This window comes from Reichenbachiella sp., from assembly GCF_039944555.1.
Classification (GTDB): Bacteria; Bacteroidota; Bacteroidia; order Cytophagales; family Cyclobacteriaceae; genus Reichenbachiella.
In genome coordinates, this window is sequence record NZ_JBDUYN010000007.1 from 780411 (window position 1) to 805445 (window position 25035).

The 25035-nt window shown below is 41.2% G+C and carries 24 protein-coding genes; 3 read left to right on the top strand and 21 right to left on the bottom strand.

The window, feature by feature from the left end:
- Window positions 1–68: 68 nt before the first annotated feature.
- The 3 genes from ABJD64_RS11915 to ABJD64_RS11925 all read right to left on the bottom strand — a co-directional run bounded on the left by ABJD64_RS11915 (window position 69) and on the right by ABJD64_RS11925 (window position 4871).
- The gene (locus ABJD64_RS11915) at window positions 69–764 is read right to left on the bottom strand and encodes a lysoplasmalogenase (RefSeq protein WP_348179019.1); all 696 of its coding nucleotides are present in this window, start codon (window positions 762–764) and stop codon (window positions 69–71) included.
- A gap of 4 nt (window positions 765–768) precedes the next feature.
- Complete coding sequence (locus ABJD64_RS11920; RefSeq protein ID WP_348179021.1) at window positions 769–1953, bottom strand: MFS transporter; 1185 nt, start codon at window positions 1951–1953, stop codon at window positions 769–771.
- 89 nt (window positions 1954–2042) lie between these two features.
- Complete coding sequence (locus ABJD64_RS11925) at window positions 2043–4871, bottom strand: putative LPS assembly protein LptD (protein WP_348179023.1); 2829 nt, start codon at window positions 4869–4871, stop codon at window positions 2043–2045.
- Between the two features lie 79 nt (window positions 4872–4950).
- Here ABJD64_RS11925 and ABJD64_RS11930 point away from each other — a divergent pair, with 79 nt between their 5' ends.
- A complete protein-coding gene (locus ABJD64_RS11930; protein ID WP_348179025.1) occupies window positions 4951–5736 on the top strand; it encodes an N-acetylmuramoyl-L-alanine amidase in 786 nt (261 codons plus the stop codon).
- A 9-nt stretch (window positions 5737–5745) separates the two neighbouring features.
- Window positions 5746–6696, top strand: coding sequence for an MlaD family protein (locus ABJD64_RS11935; RefSeq protein ID WP_348179027.1), 951 nt, complete (start codon window positions 5746–5748; stop codon window positions 6694–6696).
- 40 nt (window positions 6697–6736) lie between these two features.
- Here ABJD64_RS11935 and ABJD64_RS11940 read toward each other — a convergent pair whose 3' ends face one another.
- The 16 genes from ABJD64_RS11940 to ABJD64_RS12015 are packed head-to-tail and all read right to left on the bottom strand — an operon-like array spanning window position 6737 to window position 19109.
- Window positions 6737–7882, bottom strand: a complete 1146-nt coding sequence (locus ABJD64_RS11940) for a DUF2062 domain-containing protein (protein WP_348179029.1) — start codon at window positions 7880–7882, stop codon at window positions 6737–6739.
- Window positions 7883–7901: 19 nt separating this feature from the next.
- Window positions 7902–8276: a hypothetical protein gene (locus ABJD64_RS11945; RefSeq protein WP_348179031.1), complete on the bottom strand. Its 375-nt coding sequence runs from the start codon at window positions 8274–8276 to the stop codon at window positions 7902–7904.
- Window positions 8277–8279: 3 nt separating this feature from the next.
- Window positions 8280–8855, bottom strand: coding sequence for an outer membrane lipoprotein carrier protein LolA (locus ABJD64_RS11950; protein ID WP_348179033.1), 576 nt, complete (start codon window positions 8853–8855; stop codon window positions 8280–8282).
- A gap of 38 nt (window positions 8856–8893) precedes the next feature.
- Entirely contained in the window at window positions 8894–9661 is a 768-nt protein-coding gene (locus tag ABJD64_RS11955; RefSeq protein ID WP_348179035.1) for a polysaccharide deacetylase family protein, read from the bottom strand.
- Window positions 9654–10577, bottom strand: a complete 924-nt coding sequence (locus ABJD64_RS11960) for a beta-ketoacyl synthase chain length factor (protein WP_348179038.1) — start codon at window positions 10575–10577, stop codon at window positions 9654–9656. The genes ABJD64_RS11955 and ABJD64_RS11960 overlap by 8 nt, the downstream gene beginning before the upstream one ends.
- A 5-nt stretch (window positions 10578–10582) precedes the next feature.
- Window positions 10583–11752, bottom strand: a complete 1170-nt coding sequence (locus tag ABJD64_RS11965) for a beta-ketoacyl-[acyl-carrier-protein] synthase family protein (protein WP_348179040.1) — start codon at window positions 11750–11752, stop codon at window positions 10583–10585.
- Complete coding sequence (locus ABJD64_RS11970) at window positions 11752–12003, bottom strand: phosphopantetheine-binding protein (protein WP_348179042.1); 252 nt, start codon at window positions 12001–12003, stop codon at window positions 11752–11754. The genes ABJD64_RS11965 and ABJD64_RS11970 overlap by 1 nt, the downstream gene beginning before the upstream one ends.
- Before the next feature lie 17 nt (window positions 12004–12020).
- Window positions 12021–12578 carry a hypothetical protein gene (locus tag ABJD64_RS11975; RefSeq protein WP_348179044.1) on the bottom strand — a complete coding sequence of 186 codons (558 nt, stop codon included), beginning with the start codon at window positions 12576–12578 and terminating at the stop codon, window positions 12021–12023.
- Window positions 12575–13699: a beta-ketoacyl synthase N-terminal-like domain-containing protein gene (locus ABJD64_RS11980; RefSeq protein ID WP_348179046.1), complete on the bottom strand. Its 1125-nt coding sequence runs from the start codon at window positions 13697–13699 to the stop codon at window positions 12575–12577. Before ABJD64_RS11980 ends, ABJD64_RS11975 begins: the two co-directional genes overlap by 4 nt.
- A complete protein-coding gene (locus ABJD64_RS11985) occupies window positions 13666–14097 on the bottom strand; it encodes an acyl-CoA thioesterase (RefSeq protein ID WP_348179048.1) in 432 nt (143 codons plus the stop codon). The genes ABJD64_RS11980 and ABJD64_RS11985 overlap by 34 nt, the downstream gene beginning before the upstream one ends.
- Entirely contained in the window at window positions 14097–14525 is a 429-nt protein-coding gene (locus tag ABJD64_RS11990; protein ID WP_348179051.1) for a 3-hydroxyacyl-ACP dehydratase, read from the bottom strand. Before ABJD64_RS11990 ends, ABJD64_RS11985 begins: the two co-directional genes overlap by 1 nt.
- Window positions 14522–15388: a lysophospholipid acyltransferase family protein gene (locus tag ABJD64_RS11995; protein ID WP_348179053.1), complete on the bottom strand. Its 867-nt coding sequence runs from the start codon at window positions 15386–15388 to the stop codon at window positions 14522–14524. The genes ABJD64_RS11990 and ABJD64_RS11995 overlap by 4 nt, the downstream gene beginning before the upstream one ends.
- Window positions 15388–15636, bottom strand: a complete 249-nt coding sequence (locus tag ABJD64_RS12000) for a phosphopantetheine-binding protein (protein ID WP_348179055.1) — start codon at window positions 15634–15636, stop codon at window positions 15388–15390. Before ABJD64_RS12000 ends, ABJD64_RS11995 begins: the two co-directional genes overlap by 1 nt.
- Window positions 15629–16843 (bottom strand): beta-ketoacyl-[acyl-carrier-protein] synthase family protein, encoded by a 1215-nt coding sequence (locus ABJD64_RS12005; RefSeq protein WP_348179057.1) that lies wholly within the window; start codon window positions 16841–16843, stop codon window positions 15629–15631. Before ABJD64_RS12005 ends, ABJD64_RS12000 begins: the two co-directional genes overlap by 8 nt.
- 11 nt (window positions 16844–16854) lie before the next feature.
- The gene (fabG, locus tag ABJD64_RS12010; protein ID WP_348179059.1) at window positions 16855–17589 is read right to left on the bottom strand and encodes a 3-oxoacyl-ACP reductase FabG; all 735 of its coding nucleotides are present in this window, start codon (window positions 17587–17589) and stop codon (window positions 16855–16857) included.
- The gene (locus ABJD64_RS12015) at window positions 17586–19109 is read right to left on the bottom strand and encodes an aromatic amino acid ammonia-lyase (protein ID WP_348179061.1); all 1524 of its coding nucleotides are present in this window, start codon (window positions 19107–19109) and stop codon (window positions 17586–17588) included. The genes fabG and ABJD64_RS12015 overlap by 4 nt, the downstream gene beginning before the upstream one ends.
- A gap of 169 nt (window positions 19110–19278) precedes the next feature.
- Here ABJD64_RS12015 and ABJD64_RS12020 point away from each other — a divergent pair, with 169 nt between their 5' ends.
- A complete protein-coding gene (locus tag ABJD64_RS12020) occupies window positions 19279–23088 on the top strand; it encodes a 1-acyl-sn-glycerol-3-phosphate acyltransferase (RefSeq protein ID WP_348179063.1) in 3810 nt (1269 codons plus the stop codon).
- A gap of 5 nt (window positions 23089–23093) precedes the next feature.
- Here ABJD64_RS12020 and ABJD64_RS12025 read toward each other — a convergent pair whose 3' ends face one another.
- On the bottom strand, window positions 23094–24326 hold the full coding sequence (locus ABJD64_RS12025) for an NAD(P)/FAD-dependent oxidoreductase (RefSeq protein ID WP_348179065.1): 1233 nt from the start codon (window positions 24324–24326) through the stop codon (window positions 23094–23096).
- A 10-nt stretch (window positions 24327–24336) separates the two neighbouring features.
- Window positions 24337–24945: a hypothetical protein gene (locus ABJD64_RS12030; protein WP_348179067.1), complete on the bottom strand. Its 609-nt coding sequence runs from the start codon at window positions 24943–24945 to the stop codon at window positions 24337–24339.
- Window positions 24946–25035 lie beyond the last annotated feature (90 nt).

The following is a 25035-nucleotide window of genomic DNA, read 5'->3' on the forward strand; positions in this document are numbered from 1 at the left end:
AGATATTAAGTAAGTTCAGAGGTACGTACCATATCTGGACGTTGACACAATAAAAGGCAAAAGATGAACTACTGATTATAATGCTTCTGCAACCCATTGATGATATTCCACTGGGCAAGGATATAGGTGCCCATGATCCAGATGGAAGCATTTTCCATAGGTGCATAAAACTTATTGATAGCAATCAGTGAATCGGAAAGGATAAAAAGAATGGCTCCGAAAACGACCTGATTGAAGCTTTCTGTGTTGGTTCTTCCATTTCTATAAACGGCACCTAGCGCCATCATTGAGATCAAAGAAGCATACACAGTGACTGGCAACTTCAGATCTCCTAGAGTTGGCCAAAGGGTCCATAGCAGGCCAATGGCAAATACTGCAAACGGAAGCACGTTCAGCACATGCTGGAATGGAGAGAAATTATCGTCACCTTCCTGGTCTTTCGCATGCTTAAAAGAAAAGAAATAGAGGGCCTGTGCTACCGCAAAGCCACCTAAGCCGATGAGAAAATAAATATCGCTTTTGTAGACATACATCAGTGCTACATCTCCAAACCAGGAAAACACCAACGCAAAAACCGCTAAAATAAATGATAGGTTGACCGGCACTTTCATGCCCTTGCGCAGGTAAACCAATAACACCGGCATAAGCAAAGGCTTGGTGAACTCGTTTAAAAACGTCCAGCCAAATGCATGGCTAATCAGTTCCGCTATAGCGATCCCTACAAATACAAATTTCAAAATCTTAGCTGTTTTCTCGTCTTGCATAGTATTATTCTACTTTGCTGGCCAAGGCCAGTTTTTTCACTGGTTTCGAATATAAATAGACCAAACCAAACAAAACTGTAGCAGCAGAAATATAATAAACCAAAGAGATGTTGTTCAGATCATTATTGTAAATCCAACCGGCTAAAAAGGCTCCCATGCCTATTCCAATTTCCAAAGCAATGTACATAGTAGCAATTCCTCTGCCACGATGAGCTTCGTTGCTCAAATCAATGGTCCATGCAAAAATCGTTGGAGAACAAATACCGACCCCAAACCCGAAAGCTGCTCCACTGATGATGAACATGGTCTGATTATCTGTATTTGCTAGAAGCAGCATGGCTGCGAATAATATCATACTTCCTATTTTCAATACCGGTATTCTCCCATACTTATCTGAAGCCTTGCCTGCTACAATTCTCACCAAAAGAGAAGCAATAGTGAAAACGGTAAAAAATATACCACGATTACTAAACTCCAGTTGATCGCTCAAATCAGGAATGGTGGTAAGAATAGCACCAAATGAAAAGACAGACAACATCATCATCAGTGAAGGTGAGATCACATTAGGTTCGAAAACTTCATTTGGCTTTACATAAAAATGACTGGCCGATAGTTTTTCTCGATTCTTCAAAGATTCTTTCATTCCCAGGAGTATCATTACAGACATTATGGCAAATCCGGAAGAACTATAAAACATCACCTGCAGCGACATATTAGCTGCGATAAATGATCCGATGGCCGGACCCGCCGCCATACCCAGACTGCTAAAAAATCCCAGGATACCCATGGCCTCTCCCCTACGCGCAGCGGGAACGATATCTGCTACATAAGCTGATGTACCGGTGGGCTTGAAACCCGTAGAAAAGCCATGAAAAAAGCGAAGTGCAAAAAAACCGATAATACCAGTCACAAAAGGATAAATCAATGCGGCTATACCACTTACTAAGGCACCTACGACCATTACCGGGATTCGACCGACTTTATCTGCTAGTTTTCCGCTAAACGGGCGTGACAAGCCTGCAGTAACGGTAAATAAAGCAATAATTAATCCTTTGTACTCTCCTCCTCCGAGGCTATCCAGGTAAGATGGCAACTCCGGTACTATCATGTTGAAACTACCAAAGAAAAGAAATCCACTAAGGCACAGTAAACCGAACTGGAGCGTAAAAATTGAGTGTTTGTTGTTCATAGTAGGCACGCAAAACTAACCCGAATAGTATACAAACTACGACAAGTTCATATCTGTTCTCTATAACGGAATTGTAAAAAGTGATAAGGTTAAAAACTGGTGTAAGTAGAACGGCTCTTTTTGTCCAGTTTCAAATCTTTAAGTAACTGAGAGTTTACACGTATTTCAACAAAATAAGATTGGCGTGGGCCGAAAGGAACCCAATTAAAATTCAATGTCCAACAGTGCAAATCTCGGCCTACATTTAGTCGGGTAACTGTAAATTCCTTATTTTCAAGATCATACCCGGAATTAAATCCAATTCGGGTCTTGTCGGTAATACTCAAATTTCCATTAAAATTTAGCGTCTGCGTGATAACAGCATCGTTGAACCCGTTCTTGCTGTAATTGAAGGAGTAATTCACATTCAACGCCCATGGCACATCAAACGGTACATATTGATTGGGATCTCTGGAGATAAACTGATTGACATTGCCAGCCAATTGGTTCTCTTCCAATCCCGGAAGGAACGGATTATCAGGATCGGAGTTATTGACATGATTGGGGTTCATACCCGTACCCCCGCTCTGACCACCGTCTTTCGACTGACTTCCTTTGGGCTTAAGGTTTAGGCCTACGGCTATATTACCACGAGTCAACCTACCCAAACCCTCTCCATTGTTCCAGGCTAGTCGATTGATTCTTCGCTGATACACTTGATCATTTGACCCAATACTGTCGAGTACGTACACGTAAGGATCTATGGTCCCACTCATATTCAGACTCACCATACGATTGAACAAACTGGTTCGGGCATTCACGTTGATATTACTCAAATTGAATGAATCAGCTAAGAAATTGTAACCGGAAGACATGGATAAGTTGTCAAATATTTTCACCTTCTTGTACTCTTCAATTGAGTCATTTTTTGCCTTGACTTTCATTTCTATGTTGTGATTCATGGAAAATGAAAGACTTGCACTTTCGCCCAGTGTTGGCCCTCCATAAGCAAAGCCTTGATATTTGGAGAGCAACTGCGTATTTCCAGCCTCGTCAACAACTACCTCACTATAGGTACCTTTAGAAGGGTCTCCGAAGTCTGGGCTGTAACTAAAGCCAATGCTAGGTGTAATCACATGTCGTATCGCCTTGACCTTACCTCCGCCAAAATTGTACATGCCGTAAAAGCGAGTGGACATCGAAGCCCCTGAGCTGTACCATCCTGCTCTAGAAAATTGCCTCAGCGTATCAACTCTTACACCATTGAGTTGATCATCGTAGGTGTATTCCAGTTCCTTAGGGTACCACACTTCCGTGTAATTAAAACTAGGACTTACCGTAAGATACTTAAGCACATTGAATGATGTGGCAATAGGTATCGTATGTCGGGCACCTAATTTGGCTCGATCAAAGAGCGTAGACAAATTGTCTGTACTAAAACCGATCAGGCTATCGTCCAATGCGCTTCTATTGACCACTGTAAAGCTAGGATTGGTAACGGCAGCATTAGACAATTCATTTTTAGCAACCAAATTATATGAGAACCCAAGTTTACCTAAAACTCCATTTTTGAGATTGCCAATATTCTTGAAAGGATAAATACGATTCATGTTGAAACTCAACTCGGGCAGCGTAACATTCACGGTTTCCGTACTGATATTCTGGCTATGTCTGGCATTCAGGCTCAGGTTGAACGGTGTACCCTGAAAGGTTTTCGAATAAGAGATATTTGAGTTGAATTGAGCATTCACACTTTGCTGAAAGTCTTGTCCTACATTGTTAGCATTTGCTGTATAGGTGGAAGTACCCGCCGACACCGACGCAGAAAACCTTGATGTACCTACAGACTGAGGGCTGTGTGACCAGTTGAGCCAAAAGTCTTTCGAAAAGGAATCATCCTCGAATTGCGTGCTGTTAGTTTTGTTATATCTCAGGTTGAAATTGCCTGAAAAAGCATACCGTTTTCGATAAGTAGATACACTTTGCAACCCATAACTTCCGTTGGTAAAAATGTCTCCTGTCAGTTTTAGATCTACATAGTCATTGATATCAAAATAGTACCCTCCGTTTCGTAGGAAAAAACCCCTGGCCTGATCTTCTCCATAGGATGGGAATATAATACCAGATGCCTTTTCTTTTGGTTGAGGAAACATGCCAAACGGAAACCCTATTGGCGTTGGTATCTCCCCAAAGTAGAGGTTGAAAGGTCCAGACACCACCTTATTGTTGGGAATTACTTTGAGTTTGGAGGATTTGATATAGAAATGGGGATAAGCATGGTCACAGGTAGTATACTTAGCTCCACGTATGAACATTTCGTTTTTTTCGTTCTTTTTTACCTTTTCTCCATGCATAAATGCACCATCCTGTTCGGTAATTACTCCCTTGATCAAAGCTCTTTTCGACTTGAAGTTATATTTTATGTCGTCAGTCTCGTATACATCTCTTTTTTCAGTAAATACTGGCTTACCTATCTTCTTCCCAGCAGAATCAAGTACATAATTGGCTTGAATCGAGTTTTCAATCCAGTCTAAGGAAATTCGCTCAGCCGAAAGGCTGATATCCCCATAATCAATTGTTGATTCGCCATACAAATACATCATCTGATTATTGAGATCAAAAAAGATGGAATCTCTTGCCTTGTAATCAATGGTAGTTTCTATATCACCCTTTGGTCTGCGAGGTTTAGTCGCTGGCATGGTTTCTGTAAGACTATCCAGCAAATCAGGGTTTTTACCCAGAATCTGTTGAGCTGAGTCCACAATAATTGGCACATACTCCGGATGGTTCACCAGGGAGTCTCGAATACCAAGAGAATCGATCAATTGTGGTAGCTGCTGAAGTATTTGAGCAGTATCTAGTGGTAAAACTTGACTAAAAGCTGAAAACCTTGCAGAAAAGAGAAAAATTAAAATGACTACGTACTTGATTATGCGCACCAGGGGTTTTCAGTTACGAGTAAAAATTTACATTTTTGTACAAAAATATTGCCATTATAATTTAAACTAGCGTATCTGGATGAAAAATATTTTTGCGACATCATTTTTTTCAATTTTATTGATTCTGAGCTCCTTTAACAACACTGGAGTAAAGGATGTTGCAGTAAAAAAAATCGTAATTGACGCCGGTCATGGAGGTAAAGATCCAGGCACTTCTGGATCATTTTCTAGAGAAAAGGACGTTGCTTTGAATATAGCGCTGGAGACCGGTAAAATAATTAATAAGTATATGCCAGATGTAGAAGTCTTATATACTCGGACAAATGACAGTTACCCTCAGTTATTTGAACGATCCGATTTGGCAAACAAAAATGATGCTGATCTCTTTATTTCCATTCACTGCAACAATGCACCCTGGAGTACTTCAGTACATGGTACGGAGACCTATGTTATGGGTTTGCATGTTGCTGAAAAGAACTTCGAGGTTGCGAAAAGAGAAAATTCCGTCATTCTACTAGAGGAAAATTACGAAGAAATCTATGAAGGATTTGACCCTCAGTCTCCGGAGTCCTACATACTTTTTTCTCTTACTCAAACAGCTTTCCAAGAACGTAGTATACAACTAGCAAGCAAAGTGGAAGAACAATTTCAAAATAGAGTGGGAAGAAAAAGTCGGGGAGTCAAGCAAGCAGGTTTCTATGTTTTATGGAGTTGCTCAATGCCAAGTATATTAATAGAAACGGGATACTTGAGTAATTTAAAGGAAGAAAAAGAATTAAATGATAAATTACAACAAACTTACATTGCCTCCGGAATATATCGAGCCGTTAGAGATTATAAAACCGAAATAGAATCTAAAAATTAATACCTAAACGTGAGTAAAGAAGTAAAAGTAGGCTTATTCGCCATCATTTCAGGAGCCATTCTCTATCTCGGATTTAACTACTTAAAGGGAAAAGTTTTTTTCTCCCCCACCAATAAGTACTATGTCCTCTATCAAAATATTGATGGATTGAATGTGTCAAATCCTGTGATAGTGAATGGTTATGCCGTTGGGCGTGTGAGCACCATCGGTATACTTCAGGAAAGAGATAATCAAATCATTGTTGAACTGGACGTAGATGAAAATGTAGTTCTAGGTGATTCGACAGTGGCAGAATTGGTGAATAGCGATTTCCTTGGAAGCAAAGCTATTCTTCTCAACATTGGAGATTTATCAAGACCTATTGAGTCCGGAGACACCTTAATTTCGAAAATCGATAAAGGCTTGCAGGCCCTATTCGAAAGTGCACAGCCTATAACAGCTAACCTGACCGTGACGATCAGAAGGATCAATGAAATTCTACTTGGGATGGAAGGCGCAGGCGAAAGGCTACTTACAACACTTGACAACGCCAATATTACGATGAAAAGTGTTAACATCTTGGTGCGACAAAACAACCCGAAGATCAAGCAAACCTTTGATAATTTGAATACACTCTTGCCAACCATCACGGAAAGAGTCAATCAACTAAACCCAATTCTGGCAAATGCGGACTCAACGATGAATATGATCAAAGGACTCCCTTTGGACAGTGCTGTTGTTTCGTTGGATGAAACGCTTAGTGAACTGACCGTACTTCTTAAGAGCATCAATGAGGGCAATGGTACCTTGAGCAAGGTGATAAAAGAGGATTCGCTTTACAACAATCTCTACAAGACCATTGAGGATCTGGATCGTCTATTGCTCCATCTCGATGAAAACCCCAAGCATTTCCTTGGGCCTCTCGGTAAGTCTAAAAAGAAGATAGCAAAGGAAAGACTCAAGGCCTCCTCCGAAGAGTAAACTTTGAATAATATCTTATTAGATGCCAGTAGCTTTTAAGTTACAGGCTTTTTCGTTTCCTGAAGTTGAAAAATTTAAGCGTCGAAAGCACCACAAAAAACCCGAATACTCCAGTTAAAATTGACAGTAAAACGGCGCCTACAAGATATTGACTCAGATGAATATGAATGGTGGATAAATCAATGCTGTCAAGATTTAAAAATTCAACTGGTTTTGTAAAAAATACACTACCCAATTGAAAACTGAAGTAAATAACAAATGGAAGAAATGGTGGAATGCTGATGTTTGAGCTCAATAGCACCACAACGCGGTTGAGCCTCATTATACTCGCCAATGCAAAAGCTGCTGCCATTTGAAATCCCCAAATGGGGAAAATACCGAAGAACAATCCGAGGCCAACCGAAGCGGCTAACTTAATTGGGCTGTGACTTCCTGAGGTAAATTCATTTTTGATTTGATGCCAAAAACCGGAAAAAGAAAAATTCCATATCCAAAGTCTGGGTAAGAAAAACAGCAATGCCGAGGTGAACAAAACAGTATTTAAAACACTGATGCGGGCAAAATCCTGAAATGGCCTAAAATGACTCACCCGATCTTCTTCATAGGCAACTGAGATCGGCTGCTCCACAAACTTCACATTGCGCCAGGCCAACCTCACGATGGCTTCTATTTCGAACTCGAATCGCTTGGTAAACCATTTCATTCCTTTGATTGAATTCAATGGATAGGCCCTGAAACCTGTCTGTGTATCAGAAAGTCGAAGGCCCGTTTCTGCCCAAAACCAAAAGTTCGAAAACTGATTACCGAAGCTGCTCTTTTTTGGAATGCCCTCCGCTTTCATGGTTCTGGAACCCATGATCAACTTCCCAGGGTTTGACCTGATGGCTTCGAACATTAAAGGAAGATCATCTGTGCTGTGCTGACCGTCAGAGTCAATGGTGATCGCATAATTATATCCCAATTCGATGGCTCTGGTAAAGGCACTTCGGAGCGCTTGTCCCTTGCCTTGATTTTCTGAAAAGCCAATTTGGTCAAGATGACCAAACTCGTTCAGCACCTCATTGGTCTGGTCTGTTGAACCATCATTGACAACAATGATGTCTTTCGTATGAGCCTCAACACCTCTTAAAACCATTGTCAGTGTTGCCGCATTATTGTAGGTAGGAACTACAACACAGCAGCTCATATCATTAGATGTTTTTGATTCAGTCTTCAACGAAAGAGGCCATTTCTTTAAAATAAACACCTGCTTCATTGTGCAGTTCGCCTCGTGCACTGAAACCATTGCCATCTGTGACAACCTTCAACGACAATTGCAACTTGGTTGTTTCTGCGGGCTCAACCATCTTCAAAAATTTAAGACTTTTGGATTCTTGCATGCGTACAGGCTTCCCTACAACACTTTCAACCGCACGTTTGAAAATCTCTACCATCACCACACCGGGAAGAATCGCGCGCTCGGGAAAGTGCCCCTCAAATATCGAGTGCTCCGGATTGATTTTAATATTAAAAGTATGTTGCTCCTCGTTTGATTCCGCCTTATTTAATGCTATCAAACGACTAAAATTTGCCTTGTCCATAACTTACTGAAAATTTGTATCGTCAGTCAAAGTATTGATTTTGTGATTTTCAAATCGGATGATTCTTTGGTCACCACCCGGCTCAAAAAAGGTCATTTGCTGTAACAGCATTTCCTTTTGATCAAAGGTAAGCTGAATTTTATCGAATCTTTTGGATAGCACTTTTTTCACTGGCAGCATACTGATCTCCCAATTCAACTCGGCCTTTGCAATGTCTGTATCAAAATGATTGGAATCAAATATTGAACCGTCTAAGGTCCCAATGATAAATCTCCTGAAACCAACGAGCTGCGCGGCCCCTGCAGGTAAGTTTTTCTTCTCTACACCATCCATCTTGTAGGATTGATCACCATTAATGACCAGGGTATAATTATCAGGGATTAACTGTTCCCACTTTAATTGCGCCGGACTTCTGAAGTAAAAATTTCCTGAAGACTTCTGCTTATCTGACAAGACGCTCATTACCACCGTTTGCTCAAATTGACAAGAGATGGATTGAATTCTGGTCTTCGCTTCTTTGATCGCCGAAATAAATTCCCGGTCAATAGTGTTCTGTGCAAGACCTTTATTCGTACTCATGCTTACGATCAGAAGAGTTAAAATGAAACTGCTGTTTCTCATATTTGTTTTGTTAAATCTTCTAAGTACTGCACATCGAGTGCCAATTTTTTTCTCGTTACAGCTTTCAATATTCCGGGTAAGGCCTTTACTGTTTGAGAAAGCCTGTCGTGCAGCAAAACAATGCTACCGGCTTCGACTCTTTCACCTACCCTTTTTATTATCCGAGCGGCTTCGACTGTGGCGGTATCAAAGGATCTCACACTCCAGCCGATCGTGTGCAATTCTTCATTTTTCACACAATTTGCCACCTGCGGATTGGTAACTCCAAAGGGTGGCCTAAAGAACTTCACCTCTTGCCCGGTCAATTCTGACAGCAGATTTTGCCCTTTCATTATATCTTCATGCACGCTACATGACCCTTTTAATCCAAAGGTGAGGGTATGTTCATAGCTATGCCCTCCGATCAAGTGACCTTCGTTTTGAATACGACGTACAATTTCCGGGTATTTCTCTGCTTCTTTCCCGATTATAAAGAACAGAGCTTTCGCATTTCCTTCTTTCAGAATATCAAGAATCTCAGGCGTGTGGACCGGATGAGGTCCATCATCAAACGTTAGCATCACTTTACCGTCCGGCAAATGGCTAATTGTGGTTACAAAAAAGTTGGCCTGCATATTCATAGAAAACCAAAACATCAGTACTCCATATGTTATGATTACTCCAATTAAAAGCCAGAGGCCGTACATCAGATTGAAATACATTTGCCAGGTACAAAACAAGCCCAGAATGGCAAAAATCCAGTTTGTTTTTTGATACTTACTCACGACACAAGAGCATCAAGCTCGTTTGGTTCTGATCAGCACGGTTGACAACCAAAGCATGCTTTGCACCGGCCTTTGTGCTCAAAAAGTCGTAAGCTGCGTGCAAACCGAATGCAGAACTGCTGAAGTATCTTCCGCAAACTTCTGTATATGTGGCAGATGGACAGTCCAAATTGACATTATCATCCTTATGCCCGTTGTACCCTACAAAAGCGTGATCAAGATCTCTCGACTCCAGCCCAAGTTCCTTTAAGGTTTGGTCCAATGCCTCTTTCCAATCCGATCCACAGATTTGCACATCCAAAATCTTTACTGCCGATGGCTTTTGATTCACTATAAAAAACGACCCGCCTTCTGAAAGACTTCCTTCTTGTTCGTCAATCCCAAATTTAGCTGCTAGTTCACTGAGTAGCTCAGTCTTTTCATCCACGGCACCCACAAATATCTCCTGATGGCCTTCTTCCAGACATAGCAGGGCATCCTTCAAGGCATATTCGAAGGATAGTCCGCGTTGTACATGAGTCATGTTGTAATCATGGATTTTTTTATTGAGCGCTATTTGACCCGCAATGGCGTTATGACCCGATTGAATAAAGGCGGTGGGCGAAAGCAACTGGCCTTCCCTGGCTGTTGCGATTTGTTCCAAAAATTTCTGAGTGTCTTGCAAACAACCCAATCCAGTGCCGATCACAATACCATCCAGAACTGCAGGATATGTGTTTAGGCATTTTTCAAGACACGCCAAAGCCATTCTGTTGATTTTCGGTGTTCGCCTGAGTAGTCCTGCTGGTATGTATTGTTTATACTCAGGCTCTAAAAGGCTATCCTGGGTATGGCCATTGGAAAGTAATTGCTCCCAAAACCCTGTCGTAGAAAAGGTATCCAATGTGGTAATTGAACTGGCTGCCTGAATGTACATCAAAGTTAATTTTTTGTAAAAATAAGGGATGTGCTATTGCCACCAAATCCAAAGGAATTGGACATGACGTGATTTATTTTTTTCGGTAAATCACTTCCCAATGGATCGATTTTTCCTTCATTCAAAGACTCATTGAGGTTCTTGTTGACCCAAGCTTGCTGATACTGCAGACTGAGCATTGAGAACACAGCTTCAATTCCTCCTGAAGCGCCCAGTGCATGACCTGTAAACCCCTTGGTAGAGCTAAAATCCACATGATCAAAAACAGCATCTATAGCAGCCATTTCAGATTTATCGTTGTTGTTTGTAGCGGTACCGTGTGCGTTGAGATAATCTATTTTCTCGGCTGCCAGTCCACTTTTTTCAAGCGCCCTGATCATCGCCAATTTTGCACCAGTTCCCTCCTCAGATGTACCGGTTTGATGAAAGGCATCATTGGTATTGGCCCACCCCGTCAGCTCAGCAAGAGCCGTATTGCCAGAAGAGGCCAAACTTTTTTCATTCTCAAGCAACAAATAACCCGCTCCTTCGCCCAAATTAAGACCGAGACGATGTTGATCAAATGGACGACAAACATCGTTGGCATATATCATAAGTGATTTAAAACCATTGATGGTAAATGAAGTCAACGCATCACATCCGCCCGCTAGCACTTGATCTAAACTCCCATTACGGATCATTCTGGCACCAAGCATAATGCTATTGGCAGAAGAAGAGCACGCGGTCGAAATGGTGTTTATATAGTCGAATGAACTCAATTGTTGGGCGATTAATGCAGTAACAACACCCAAATCATGGGTAGCAACCACTTTCCATCCGTCAGCTTTCCTAGCCTCTTCTGGTCGACCATAGTGCTGTTCGGTCAAGTCCATTCCTCCGGTAGTGGTACCATTAATAAATCCTTTTCGAACTGATGAATCTGAGTTTCCTTTGAATGCCTCTTGCGCCGCCAGTAAGCCTAATAATGCGGTGCGAGGCCAGTTTTCATTTGGTAACCCTATTCGTTCACGAAGCTCGTCATTAGATTGATTGACTCGTCCTACATGTAAGGATTTATAGTCGAAAATATCACAGCTACCCAGGCCGGATCGCTCTTGGGTAAGAGCCAGCAGGCACTCATTTACATTAGTGCCGATGGCAGAATTGACACCTGTTGCTGTGATGAAAACCTTCATTAGGACCGATGCTTTGTGATAAAGTTCGCTAAGGTTTCAACAGAATAAAAAATTTCTTTGCCTTCTTCCGGGTTGGAAACATTGATACCATAGTGGCTATCGAGTAGTACAATAATCTCAAGGGCGTCTATTGAATCTAACCCCAACCCTTCACCAAATAACGGTGCATCGTTGGCGATGTCAGCAGGCTTCATTTCTTCCAGGTTGAGCTGTTCGATTAGCTTTTCCTTCAATTCTTCTATTAATTCCATATTTGCATTTTAGTCAATTATCTTCTTTGAATCATATGTAAACGTAGGTCAAAGTGCTGATCCAACACTTCCGCCCATCCGCCTATGATCACATCTGCCTTATTTGCCTTGAGCAAAGTCGTTGCAGTCTGTTTCCATCCCTCCACATCAAATTCATCATTCAAAACAAATAAATTCTCTCCATACCATTGGTTACGGATGGCGATTTCTCCCATCAAAATATTAGGCAAAGTATATACGAAAACGGCGGGGCTTGTCTTTTGAGATTGTACATTCTTCTGATGCTTTTGATCTGTATCTAAACTGGCATAACTATTTTCAAAAACCAAGGCTACCCGGTCCTTATCAAACGAAGTACAATCAACGGATTCTTTAAGTAATTCGACGCCCAAGAACGCCAGCTTACACAAATGATCCATCTTGTGAAATTTTGGGTACTCAATCTTTAAATGCCTATACAATTCTGCCATCCAAGCATAAGTATCGGGATTCAACTTAAAGTCGTATGGCGTGCCATTCCGTACGATACCGTTCGGGTCAATAGATAACTGATATGTAATTTCGAAGTTCGTCATATCTTTTGTAGTATGGCAGCTGCATTGCAACCACCAAAGCCAGAAGCGGTTTTGAGTACAGTACGTATTTTCTTGCTTTCATTGTCTGCTATCACATTGAGTGGTTTTGCAGTTCCTTCATTTTCAAAACCCAAACTTTTAATCAGTGTATCATTTTGCATGCTCTGCATGGAGAGTACAAGCTCTAAGACTCCGGCAGCACCTAAGGTATGACCGTAATATCCTTTAAAACTGTTGACAGCTTTCAACTCCAGACCTGCCCTATGAAAAGCGATGGACTCCATATCATCGTTGTATCTGGTTGCTGTGCCATGCGCATTGACAAAGTCAATTTGATCACTTTTAGTTCCTGCTTGCTTCATGGCTTCAGTGATCGCCCTGAAGAGTCCTTCACCCTCACGGGATGGACCAGAAATGTGATTCGCATCGTTTGCGCTTGCTCCTCCAAGAAATGCCAGCGGCTTTTTCAGATATACTCTATTGTCCTTGGACATTACTACTGTAGCCACTCCTTCCCCAAGAGAAAGGCCAGTTCTATCCTGATCAAAAGGTCGACATGGCAATTCGCTTAAGGCAAAAAATGATTCAAACCCTCTATAGGTGAATTCGCTAACAAGATCTGCTCCAACGACGACGACATGATCGTAGGCTCCCTGCTTGATTAAATCGTGCCCATGAATACAGGCTAGGACACCCGATATACAGGCATTGCTGATAGTGGTATGGCTGCATTTGAGTGCGAGATGACTTTTCACTTGCTCAAGAAGATGAGTCGGTTTTGATTTTTCCACATCTCCTTTAGCAAGATGTTCTATATCTCCCTTTGTCGTACTTAGTATAAGCAACGTTCGGCTGTCCTCTAAATCACGGTTGAGTTGAGCAAGTGACGATTGTATGGAGTGAACCATCAGTGACTCCAATTTTGTCAGCTCCGGGAGTAAATCATAATTCAGTATTTTTCCATAGGGGCACGAAAAACCATCTTCGCTGTGTAGGGACAAAGCTGATTTGCCTTTTCGAATTTCTTCAAAATTGTCCTCTGTCGTATTTCCTAAGGGCGATACAATATTTTCGGCTCCTATATAAATCACTTTTGTTTCCATGGAAGATTCTTCTTCCATTTTTCGTAAAATTCAGGATAGTTGAGCTGCAAGGACTTCGTATCCTGGTTTAGGAATACCTGCTCGGTGCGACCTTTGCAGCTAATTTGGTTGGTTGCCAAATTCCAAATTTCATATTCATGAATGATTTTGGCCGCCTTAGCATCTACCAAATGGCAAATTACCTTAATTTTTTGACCAAAGGTCACAGGCGCCAAATACTTAACTTCTACATTCACTATAGGGACTACATATCCAGCCTTTGAAATATCGAGATAAGACATACCAAAATGCTCACCCAATTTTTCACGACCATCTTCAAAAAACTTTAGGTAATTACCATGCCAGATCACTCCCATGGCATCTGATTCAGAGAATCGCACTCTTACTTCTACACTATCTTCGACGAACTGCTTCATTACCCCAAATCTAAAATAATTTTCATCTCGCAAGTCGCAAGATCCTTATCCCCAAGCATGCACGTGCCTTTTATGATGGTGACGTTGAGCACTTCTCTCTGGATAATCACTTCTGTGGTTATCACCTGTTCCACAAGAGCATAATCTACAACACCGACTTTATTAATTGACCCGATAAAGCCCAATGGCACGGGTTCGTTGTTTTTCAGGCATTCATAACCAACTTTTGCTGCAGCCGTTTGTGCAATGTTTTCCAACATTCCCGACTCACTGAATCTATTGCCCGACAGAAATTGATTATCCGACTTAACCAGAAAACTGGTTGTAATGGTATTGCCTTCACAGGTGATGATTTTATCGATCATCACCATAGGCTCCCTTTGTGGAATAAAGTCAGTAATTGGCCGGTCGAGTAATTGGTCTATCATGGGTGCTTGTGAAAATCGTAATAATTAAACCATTGTTCTGGGTTCACCTTTACTTTCTCTTCCAGGACATTGGCGAAAGATTGCGCGATTTGATTCGGTTCTTCTTCCGGAAGTTTGGGAACTGTAGAGGTGAAGTGATAATGTCTATCATCCGTTTTGGTGGCAAATACAAAAGCGTAAGGTACCCGGAGCTTTTTTATCATTTTGAACGGTCCAGATGGAAACGAAGCCTTTGCACCTAAAAAGTCCAGCTTTATGGTTTGCTCCTTGTTTATAAATCGATCACCATGCATACAAATCAGCTCTCCTCTTTTTACGGCCTGGTAGATTTTAAATAGGTGCGACATGTCTTCTTTTTGCGCGATGACATGATATTTGACTCCACTTTTCTTTTCTAAAAACTCTTTGATGTCTTCATGCTCGTTGTCGTACATAACGACATTTACTATCGCATCACAATTTTTCAGTATTTGACCTGCAATGTCCCAATTTCCAAAATGTGCAGAAACCAGTACTCCTCCTTTTTTCTCATTGGCTAATGCGACAAGTCGATCTTCGCCTTCGTTAGAAAAAGTAAATTTTTTTTCCTGACCGGTGGCAAAAGCTATTTTATCAAGAATGCTCTGTGCCAGTAAGTAGAAGTTTTTTTTAATGAGCTTATTGGCATCAGTTCTGGAATTGCCCAATCTCGTTTCATAAAAATACTGGAGCACCCGTTTGTTGCGACGTGCAAAAATATAATAGTAAAAGGCTACGGTCTTTAGAAAAAGATAAGATATGTTTAAGCCGAACGTCTGGACCATCCACACAAATATTTGATAGCCCAGGAGCGTGCCTTTTGTTTTACCGTCCCAGGTTGCCATCAGACCGGCTGAGCCTTACTGCAGATAAAATTATAAAAATCATCCAATGTTTTGATATCAACGAAATCTTCTCCAGTTACTTTGAAGCCAAAATTATCTTCGATGACAACCACCAGATCGACATAATCTAAACTATCCAAATCCAACGCCTCTCTGAGTATGGCATCCGGCTGTAGCACTTCTTCGTCTATCTCGAACTCCTCAATCAGGAATCCATTCACAACCTCTACAACTTCCTGCTTATTCATATTTCTTTAATATTATTGATGAATTGGTACCACCAAAACCGAACGAATTCGACAAAACTGTTGTCAATTCAGTTTCCAATGATTCTGCAATAATATTAAGATTTTGGGAGAACTGATCAGGATTTTCAAAATTGATATTGGGTGCAATAAAACCTTGCTGCATCATCAAAATGCTATAAACCAGTTCGCTGGCTCCCGCCATCCAGCATTCGTGTCCTGTCATTGATTTAGTCGAGCTCACGGGCGTCTTGCTGCCGAATATTTCATATATGGCCTTGGCTTCAAATTCATCTCCTTTTGGAGTAGAAGTCGCATGGGCATTTACGTAGTCAACTTGTGAAGCCTTTAATTCGGCCATTTCTAAGGCTCTATTTATGGAGATTATTTGACTCTCAGTACTTGGGTTAGAAATGTGATTGCCATTGGATGAAAATCCATAGCCTACTACTTCAGCCAAGATATTGGCTCCTCGCCTTTGCGCGGATTCCAAAGTCTCTAAAATCAGCGTAGCACCTCCTCCGCTCGTAACCAACCCATCGCGGTCGCGATCAAACGGTCTAGAGGATTTCGCCGGTGCGTCCTCTTTCATTGAGAATACGCCCAGACCGTCAAAACTTCCAAAGGCATAGGGATTTACTTCCTGCGCACCTCCGCAAATGATCATTTCTTCCAAACCGGATTTAATGAGATGAAAGCCCATACCAACTGCGTGTGACCCTGAAGCGCAAGCAGCGCTGATTGTATAGTTGATCCCTGTGAGTTTAAGTATGGTGGCCAAATTCATGGTGACGGTACTGTTCATGGATTGGAAAATAGATCCGGACCCTACCATCATGGTGTCTTTTTTGGCTCGAATAATATCTACAGCTTCTGTGACGGCCTTAGCCGAAGAATCATTTCCATAGATAATTCCTGCCCTGTTTTGTTCAAAAAAGTCGACATCAACTCCAGCCATGGCCATGGCTTCCACAGTAGCCACATAGGCATATTTGGCCTCCTCTGACAAGCCTACACGATCTCTTCTTTTGATTTGCGCCTTCAAATCCGGCTCTTGGATAATTCCTGTCAGGCAGGACCTATAACCAAATGCTCTTCTTTCGTGGTCCAATCCTATACCACTTTTTCCTGCCCGGAGAGATGCAGTAATCTCGTCAACATTACTCCCGATGCAAGAATATCCGCCAATACCTGTGATTACAACTCTCATTACTTTCTGCTTTAAGAATACAAACCGCCATTAATATTGATCACCTCTCCTGTGATATAGGCCGCCTTTGACGATGCCAGAAAACTAACCAAGTCAGCTACTTCTTCTGCTTCTCCAAATCTATTCATTGGAACGAATTTTTTCAACTGATCTTCATCTAAGTCTTTGGTCATGTCCGAGGTGATAAATCCTGGTGCTACTGCATTTACGGTAATTTTTCTCTTGGCCACCTCCTGAGCCAGTGCCTTGGTCGCGGCTATCATGCCTCCTTTGGCTGCCGAATAATTGACCTGCCCAGGCACACCTTTCAAACCAGACAAGGAAGCCATATTGATAATTCGACCGTATCTTTTTCGCACCATATGCTGTACTACATGACGGGTGACGTTGTACATACCTTTGAGACTTGTATTGATTACTTCATCAAATTGTTCTTCTTCCATAAATACCATTAGATTGTCTCTGGTAACTCCCGCATTGTTTACCAAGACCTCAAGCCTGTCCTCTGGATGATCCTTTAGCCACTGTTCTATGGCTTGCCGAACCTCTTCATGACTTGCGACATCGAAAGGAAGCAACTCTCCGGTTCCTCCATTGGCCTCTATTTGCGACAAGGTATCTTCCGCTGCTCCTTTATTTGAGGCATAATTGATCAGTACGTGCAACTCCAAATCTTTTGCGAGACTCATAGCCACTGCTTTTCCCAAACCACGGGAGGCACCGGTAACTAACGCACATTTTTTCAAAATAATTTCTTTTCTTTGTGGATCAATTTATTTTTTAGCTCTTTCAATTCTTTACTCAAGGAAACATCGTCATTGAGCATCGGAACCTCTTTTCTCACAAATGAGAGGAAAGTACGAGTTGCGGTGGACATAGAATCAACTTTTTCACCAATATCTAAAGCTTGTGCTACGGCTACCATCTGAACGGCCAGTACCTCAAAGCCATTGTCAATTACCTTCTTAGTCATAAGAGCGGCATTGGTACCCATACTTACTATATCTTGATTATCGCCATTATTTGGAATGCTATGTACCGACATAGGATTGGAAAGGGTCTGATTTTCTGCTGTGGTGGATACGGCAGTAAATTGCATGCCTTGCAAACCAAAGTTGAACCCTAGTTTGCGGGTATTCAAGAATGGAGGGAAGATCTGGTTCAAACGTGCATTCATCAAAAAGTTCAACTGACGTTCGAGCAGCATGGTCAATTTGGTTACACCAATTTTGAGCTTGTCCATTTCATACGCGACATAATCTCCATGGAAGTTTCCTCCGTGGTAAACATTATGAGAATCTACACATATGATTGGATTATCATTGGCTGAGTTGATTTCGTTTTCGACTACTTCTTTGGCATGGTTCCATCCATCAAGTACAGGACCGATGACCTGTGGAACACATCTAAGAGAATAGTATTCCTGTACCTTTTCGGAAAAATACTCCTGACCTTTGATCTGATCTCCATTGAAAAGGTGTTCATTTCTTTGCTTCAAGACATTCCCATCGGCCAATAGCTCTCGCATCAGGCTGGCTACCTGCCTTTGTCCAGGGTGCATTTTGGCCTGATTCAGTTCGATTGAAAATGAATCATCATAGGAAGCCGTGAGTTCATTCATAATAGAGGAAACATGAATAGCCCAACTAATCAAACGCCTAGACAGCACCAAATTAATGGCGGCAATTCCACTCATAAAGGAAGTCCCGTTAATAGCAGCAAGCCCATCCCTTAGTTTCAGAGGAGATGGTTTGATTTTCAAGGCCTCGAGAACTTCTGCCGTTTCTCTAATTTCACCCTGATAATGCACCTTGCCAAAACCAATAATGGTCTGAGCCATATGCGCCAACTGAATCAAATCTCCACTTGCTCCGACACCACCATGTTCAGGCACACAAGGAATGATATCATTCTGTATAAAGGCATTTAAGGTCTGAACATATTCCGGGCTAACTCCCGAATATCCTAAAGCCAATGTATTGAGCCGGCAGATCATTGCCAGCCTCACGTATACCGGATCTACATATTCTCCTGAGCCGTTGCTGTGACTGTGAATCAGGTTGTACTGGAGTTGTTCCATCTCCTCATCACTGATCCGATATTGCGCCATTGGGCCAAACCCAGTATTGATCCCGTATATAACTTTCCCTTGTGAGAACTCTATAAGAAATTCAAAGGATCGCTTGACTCTCGCCTCTTGCTCTTTAGAAAGCTGGTAAGTCGATTGGTATGAAAATATATCCTCGATTTGAGGAAGAGAAAGCATGTTCAAAGTGAAATGTTAAATCCTGCAGTAAAAAAACGTGTCAAAGTAAACGAGTTATGACACATTCTCAAAATTAATTATAATCTCATTTTAGATTGAGAGATATGCCATCGATATATACGAAGATCGATTAATATTGCCTCAGATATTGCTTGTACCTGTTTAATTGATGAAATTTATAGCTCGTTCGCTTTTTATTCTTTTAGTTCTGATTCTCACTGGTGGTGGCGTATTCAGTTTATTTCAAATAAAAATAGGAGAAAACCTGAATCAAACGCTACCGAGCAGTCTTGACAATACTGACGTCAATTCCTGGATCAATAGCAACAAACAATCGATTGCTTTTGCCATCACTTGTCTACCAAATGACACGCCCGAAGATCTTGAGTTATATGCCGACTCATTGATTGCAATTCTTAATGAAGAAACTGATCAGTCCATCGTTAATCTCATATATCGAAGTGATCTGGACCCGGAAGATGTGGCAACCCATATCTATGAAAATCTACCACTTTATCTTGAGGAAAATGATTATCAGAAAATTGAGCAACTCCTGTCGGAAGCTGCGATCGAGCAAACATTGATTTCAAATAAACATCTACTTGTTTCTCCTGAGGGATTTGGCATAAAAAAATGGCTCATCGCAGATCCCTTGCATCTTTTACCGATGGCACTTGAGAAGCTAAGTGGTAAAATCGAGCAGCAAAAATTTGCTAATACACAAGGTTTGTTCTTATCCAGAGATGCAAAACAGCTTTACATTTACGGCGAACTAAAACACTCGATATCTGATAGCCAACAGAATGCGAAAATGGCTGCCCAACTCGGGTTGGTCTCAGAAAAATGGAATCTCGCAAATCCAAAACATTCACTTTCCTACTTTGGTACTTTTCTTATTGCTGAGGCAAATGCCAGTCAAATCAAAAAAGACATCGCCATTACGCTGTCTATTGCCATACTCTTTATTATTGGGTTATTGATTTATTATTACCGAGCCTTCTCAATACTTTTGTTGTTTTTAATACCTGGAATTTTCGGGGTTCTTTTTGCTATTGGCTGTATTTATTTAATTCAGGGCGAACTTTCTGGCTTAGCTCTTGGTGCTAGTGCCGTTGTTTTTGGCATCGTAGCCGATTACAGCTTTCATTACTTCTCCCAATTCAAACAGACCAAGGATGCCTTAGAAGCCCGCAACCAAATACTACTTCCACTATCCACGAGTGCATTTACTACTATACTTGCATTTTTATCTCTTTTATTTGCCCAGTCTCAAACCCTACATGACTTTGGTCTGTTGACGGCACTCAGCTTGTCCGGCACCTTGTTTTTCGTCTTGACTGCATTGCCCTATTTACTTAGACCCCTTCAAACCTCAATTAATTTTGATCGTACCGGTCGACTTGACCGATGGATGGATACGATTAAAATCGAAGATTCCGGCACCTCTTCCACCATGTTGTGGTTCATTAGTTTAATGACACTTTTGTTTTCTTATTTCGCACTTGATGTGAAATTTGAAGACGATCTTTCGAAACTTAACCATCACCCTAAGGTGTTGAAAGAGCGGGAAATGCTGATTCAAAATATTGATCCTGACCGAGAGAAAAGAATTGGCATTTTGGTCAGTGACACAAGTGAAAGTATTACTATTCGTGTAAACTTTAACTTAAAAAAGGTCCTCGACAGTCTAGCGGCTATCGGGTCGATCCACCAGCAATTCTCTCTGGCGCCATTTCTAATTCCGGAATCAGAACAAAAGAGTAGGATTCAAGCTTGGAATAGCTTTTGGCGAATTCATTCAGACACAACCAAATTCAGGTTATCCAACATAGGATCTGATCTCGGATTTAACCAGCAAGCCTTTCGGTCTTTTTTCAATTTGCTTGAAAAAGATCATCGGACTCAGGCGAAGAGTCCATTGGTTGAACAAAGCCAGTCACTACAGAGAATGAGGTTACAGCATGATAACGATACAGGTCTAATGACAAGCATCGTCTGTGATTTAAAACAACTAAATGAAGTGAAATCCGCGCTGGCCACTATAAATGGAGTTCAGGTCCTGGACGAAAAGAACATCATTGGTCAGTTGATAAAATCGGTAAAGGCAGATTTTAATTATCTATTGCTATTTGCCAGTTTAGCCGTTTTTGTGGCCATGTTCGTAGTATATGGCAGTGTTGAACTGACGTTAATCTCGTTTATTCCAATGCTCATTAGCTGGATATGGATTTTAGGCTTGTCCTCCTTACTTGATATTAAGTTCAACTTCATCAATGTGATTATCGCCACATTCATATTCGGATTAGGCGATGATTTTAGCATTTTTATTACGGACGGTTTGCAAGAGAAGTACAAATCGGGAAAGCGTGTACTTGGACATTACAAAGCAGGTATTCTCCTGTCGGCCCTCTCTACAATCGTAGGTACCGGTGTACTGATTTTTGCCAAACATCCCGCTTTACGCTCCATTGCCACCCTGAGTGTACTCGGCATCATAATCATAGTATTTGTCTCATTTTTTATCCAACCCCTGCTTTTTAGATTTTTCATAACAGCCAGAATCGAAAAAGGCAAGCCACCTATGACCATACTTGGTATGCTAATTGGCGGAACAAATTTCGCAGGGTTTGCCATAGGCAGCCTGATTAGCACTGTGATCTGTACGCTGATTCGATGGACACCGATGGTAGCTGCATCTAATAAAAAATACTGGACACATCTTGTCATACAAAAAATTGCGCAAATTCAATTGGCTACGATTGTAACGGTCAAAATGAGAGATTTTCATTTAGACCGTCTTGATTTTGATAAGCCCTCTATACTCATTGCAAATCATTCGACATTTATAGATATTCTGACTTTGTTAAGATTGCATCCCAAACTGGTACTGATGGTCAATGACTGGGTCTATCACTCTCCTCTTTTTGGTCCAATCGTTAGGTATGCAGATTTTCTACCTGCATTTGAGGGAGCGGAAAAAAATAAGGATAAGATAAAGGAGCTTTTGGCTCAGGGCTATTCTATTGGCATATTCCCAGAAGGTACCAGAACTGAAGAAGGGAAGATTGGTAGATTTCATAAAGGCGCCTTTTATCTGGCCAAAGAACTTAAAGTAGATATCACACCAATCATGCTGCATGGTTTTGGATATACCTTACCCAAATACGACTTTTATTTAAAAAGCGGGTTCAACGATCTCACAGTCTTGCCCAGAATCAAATGGAATGACACCAGTTATGGTGAAGATTATCGAAGCATGACCAAGTTGGTATCCAAGGCATATAAACAGGCCTATCAGGATCGGCTCTCTGAGCCAGACATGGCAGCGCATGCCTATAGCCCTATTCTTGGTAGTTTTCGCTATAAGGGGCCGGTTTCAGATTGGTATTTTAGGATCAAATGGAAGTATGAAATCAAAAACTATGAGCAATACAATCAACTGATAGGCAGAGGAACTAAGAAAATTTATGATCTCGGTTGCGGGATGGGCTATTTAAGTCATTTTTTGCTTCTTCGTGCCCCAGAACGGGAAGTAATTGGTATTGACTACGACGAGGACAAAATTACTCTGGCAGCTAATAGCTATTTGAACAATGAACGAATTCACTTTGAGTCTCAAGACATTACAACCGTCAAACCGGTAGAAGCAGACGCCATTATCTTAGCTGACGTACTTCATTACCTATCAGATCAAAATCAGCTGACTGTTCTTCAAAACTGCCTAAATGGCTTGCGGGACAAGGGTATTCTCTTGATTCGTGATGGCATGTCAGGCCATAAAGAAAAACATGATTGGACGGAGAAATCTGAGAAATGGTCTACCAGAATATTGAAATTCAATAAAACATCTGGTAAGCTCAATTTTTTTAATCTGGAATTTATCTTCCGCTGGGCTGAAGAACATGGAATGTCCTGCGAGGTAATTTCACAATCCAAAAAGTCTTCCAATACCTTGGTGGTATTGAAGAAGCATGGATAGTTACTTCAAGAAGTCCCTTCTACAGTCTCAGTATCCAATGCAATTACTTTTGACAAGGTCTCGATCAGCTTTTCCTTTTTAACTACAAACGGATTTTTCTTATCCCACACATATCCGGCAAGAACAGAGGTCAATTGCTTTTTTATTGGCATCTGAATTTTAGGATAGAAGAAAACATCATGAAGGTGGCCCGAATACCATGTATTCACGAATGCAGCAAACACTCCTGCAGCCTCTTTCATATAACCGGTATACTCTTGATCCCAATTTACGGATTCTCCTGAGAGGGTGCGATGTATCAGCTTCGCTGCAAGGAGTCCGGACGAGGTCGCCATTGCCACTCCTGAAGAAAAGACCGGATCAATAAATCCTGTCGTGTTGCCGGCTAGTACAAACCGGTCTCCAAAAAGCTGTTCCGCTTGACAGGTATAATCTTCCACTCCACGTACTGGAAATAAATATTCCAGTTCCTCAAAGCGAGATTTGAAATTTTCAGACTTCTGAAGCATGCCCCTAAACTGTTCATTAGGATCTGTACTACCTTCAAACCATTGTTCACCTCCAACAAAACCTAATGAGGTATTGCCATTAGAAAACGGAATGACCCAGAACCACAAATCCTGGGCAAGCACATCAAATGTGATACGGTTTGCTCTAGGAAATTGGTCACGGTTCAGTTCCTTAACTTGTGTAAATAAGGATCTTCGTCCTGATTTAGAAGAAACTTTTTTGATTGAAAGCATTGAGGACAGTACACCAGCATTTCCACTGGAATCAATTACGTATTCATAGTCTTCAGTGAAATGATTCTCCCCTTTGCAAAAAGTACCTTTAACTACGGAATCCAGGAATCTTAAGTCTTCAATGGTAGTTTCATAATGAATCTTAACTCCCTTTCGTTCAGCTTCTTGAGCCAAAATATGATCAAATTCATCTCTAGGTACCTGCCAGGTCCAAGTCCAGCCTTTAGTAAAATATTCTGAGAAGGAAATATCGATTTCTTCTTTTCCTCTTATAAATAAGGCTCCGGATTTAACTTCAAAACCAGCAGATTCCAATACGGGCAATAATCCTACTTCCTCAAAATGCTCCATGCTGATGGGCAACAGGCTTTCTCCGATGACGAATCGAGGGAATTTTGATTTTTCTATGATTGTGACATCATAACCTTTGTTTTTCAGGTAACAAGCTGAAACACATCCAGCTGGTCCCGCTCCTATCACTAAAATCTTTTTCATCTCGGAATTTTTATCCACGCTGTCTAAGCCATTTACGAATATCCTTGTTCATCCACTTCAGCGAGCCATAAAACGTTTTAGCCCAAAAGTTTCTAAATCCAAAGCCAGCTGGCTCCTGAATATACCGTCTGGATCTTATTATTTTTTTTGTCTGAGCATCAAATACCACAAAAAAATACGAAGCCTCTAAATCGTGTTTTGAATAGTATTCAGCAAAAAGCATTACACCTAGCCCCACTTCATGGAAATCATACTTAGCCAATAACGCCGTTACATCAGTCTGTGTCAGTTTATGAACATCAGACTTGACAATACCGTGCGGGTTTAGTTTCACATTTTTCTCATGCACAAGACTTAAATCTATTATGATATCAGGTTTTATTAAGTATCTGGGAATATCATACTTATGCGGTTCAGTGTTTACAAACTCATTCCACGCATCAAAATAGGTCTGTACAATTCTTTTACGATTTGTAAATCCTTCGGCTCCGACCATATAACATTGAGTATAATCGATTCCATACCAAGTGACTGTGTCTGTTTTATATTGCTCAGTAGGAAATTGGGCCAATGCTGACAACGGAAGTAGGGTAATCAGCAAAATCAATATATTTTTCATTAAATAATGTATGTGAGGACTTAATCATATTATAGTGACCGGAAAATTATGTAAACCATTATTGATAGTCGAAATTTTCTTCCAATTTCG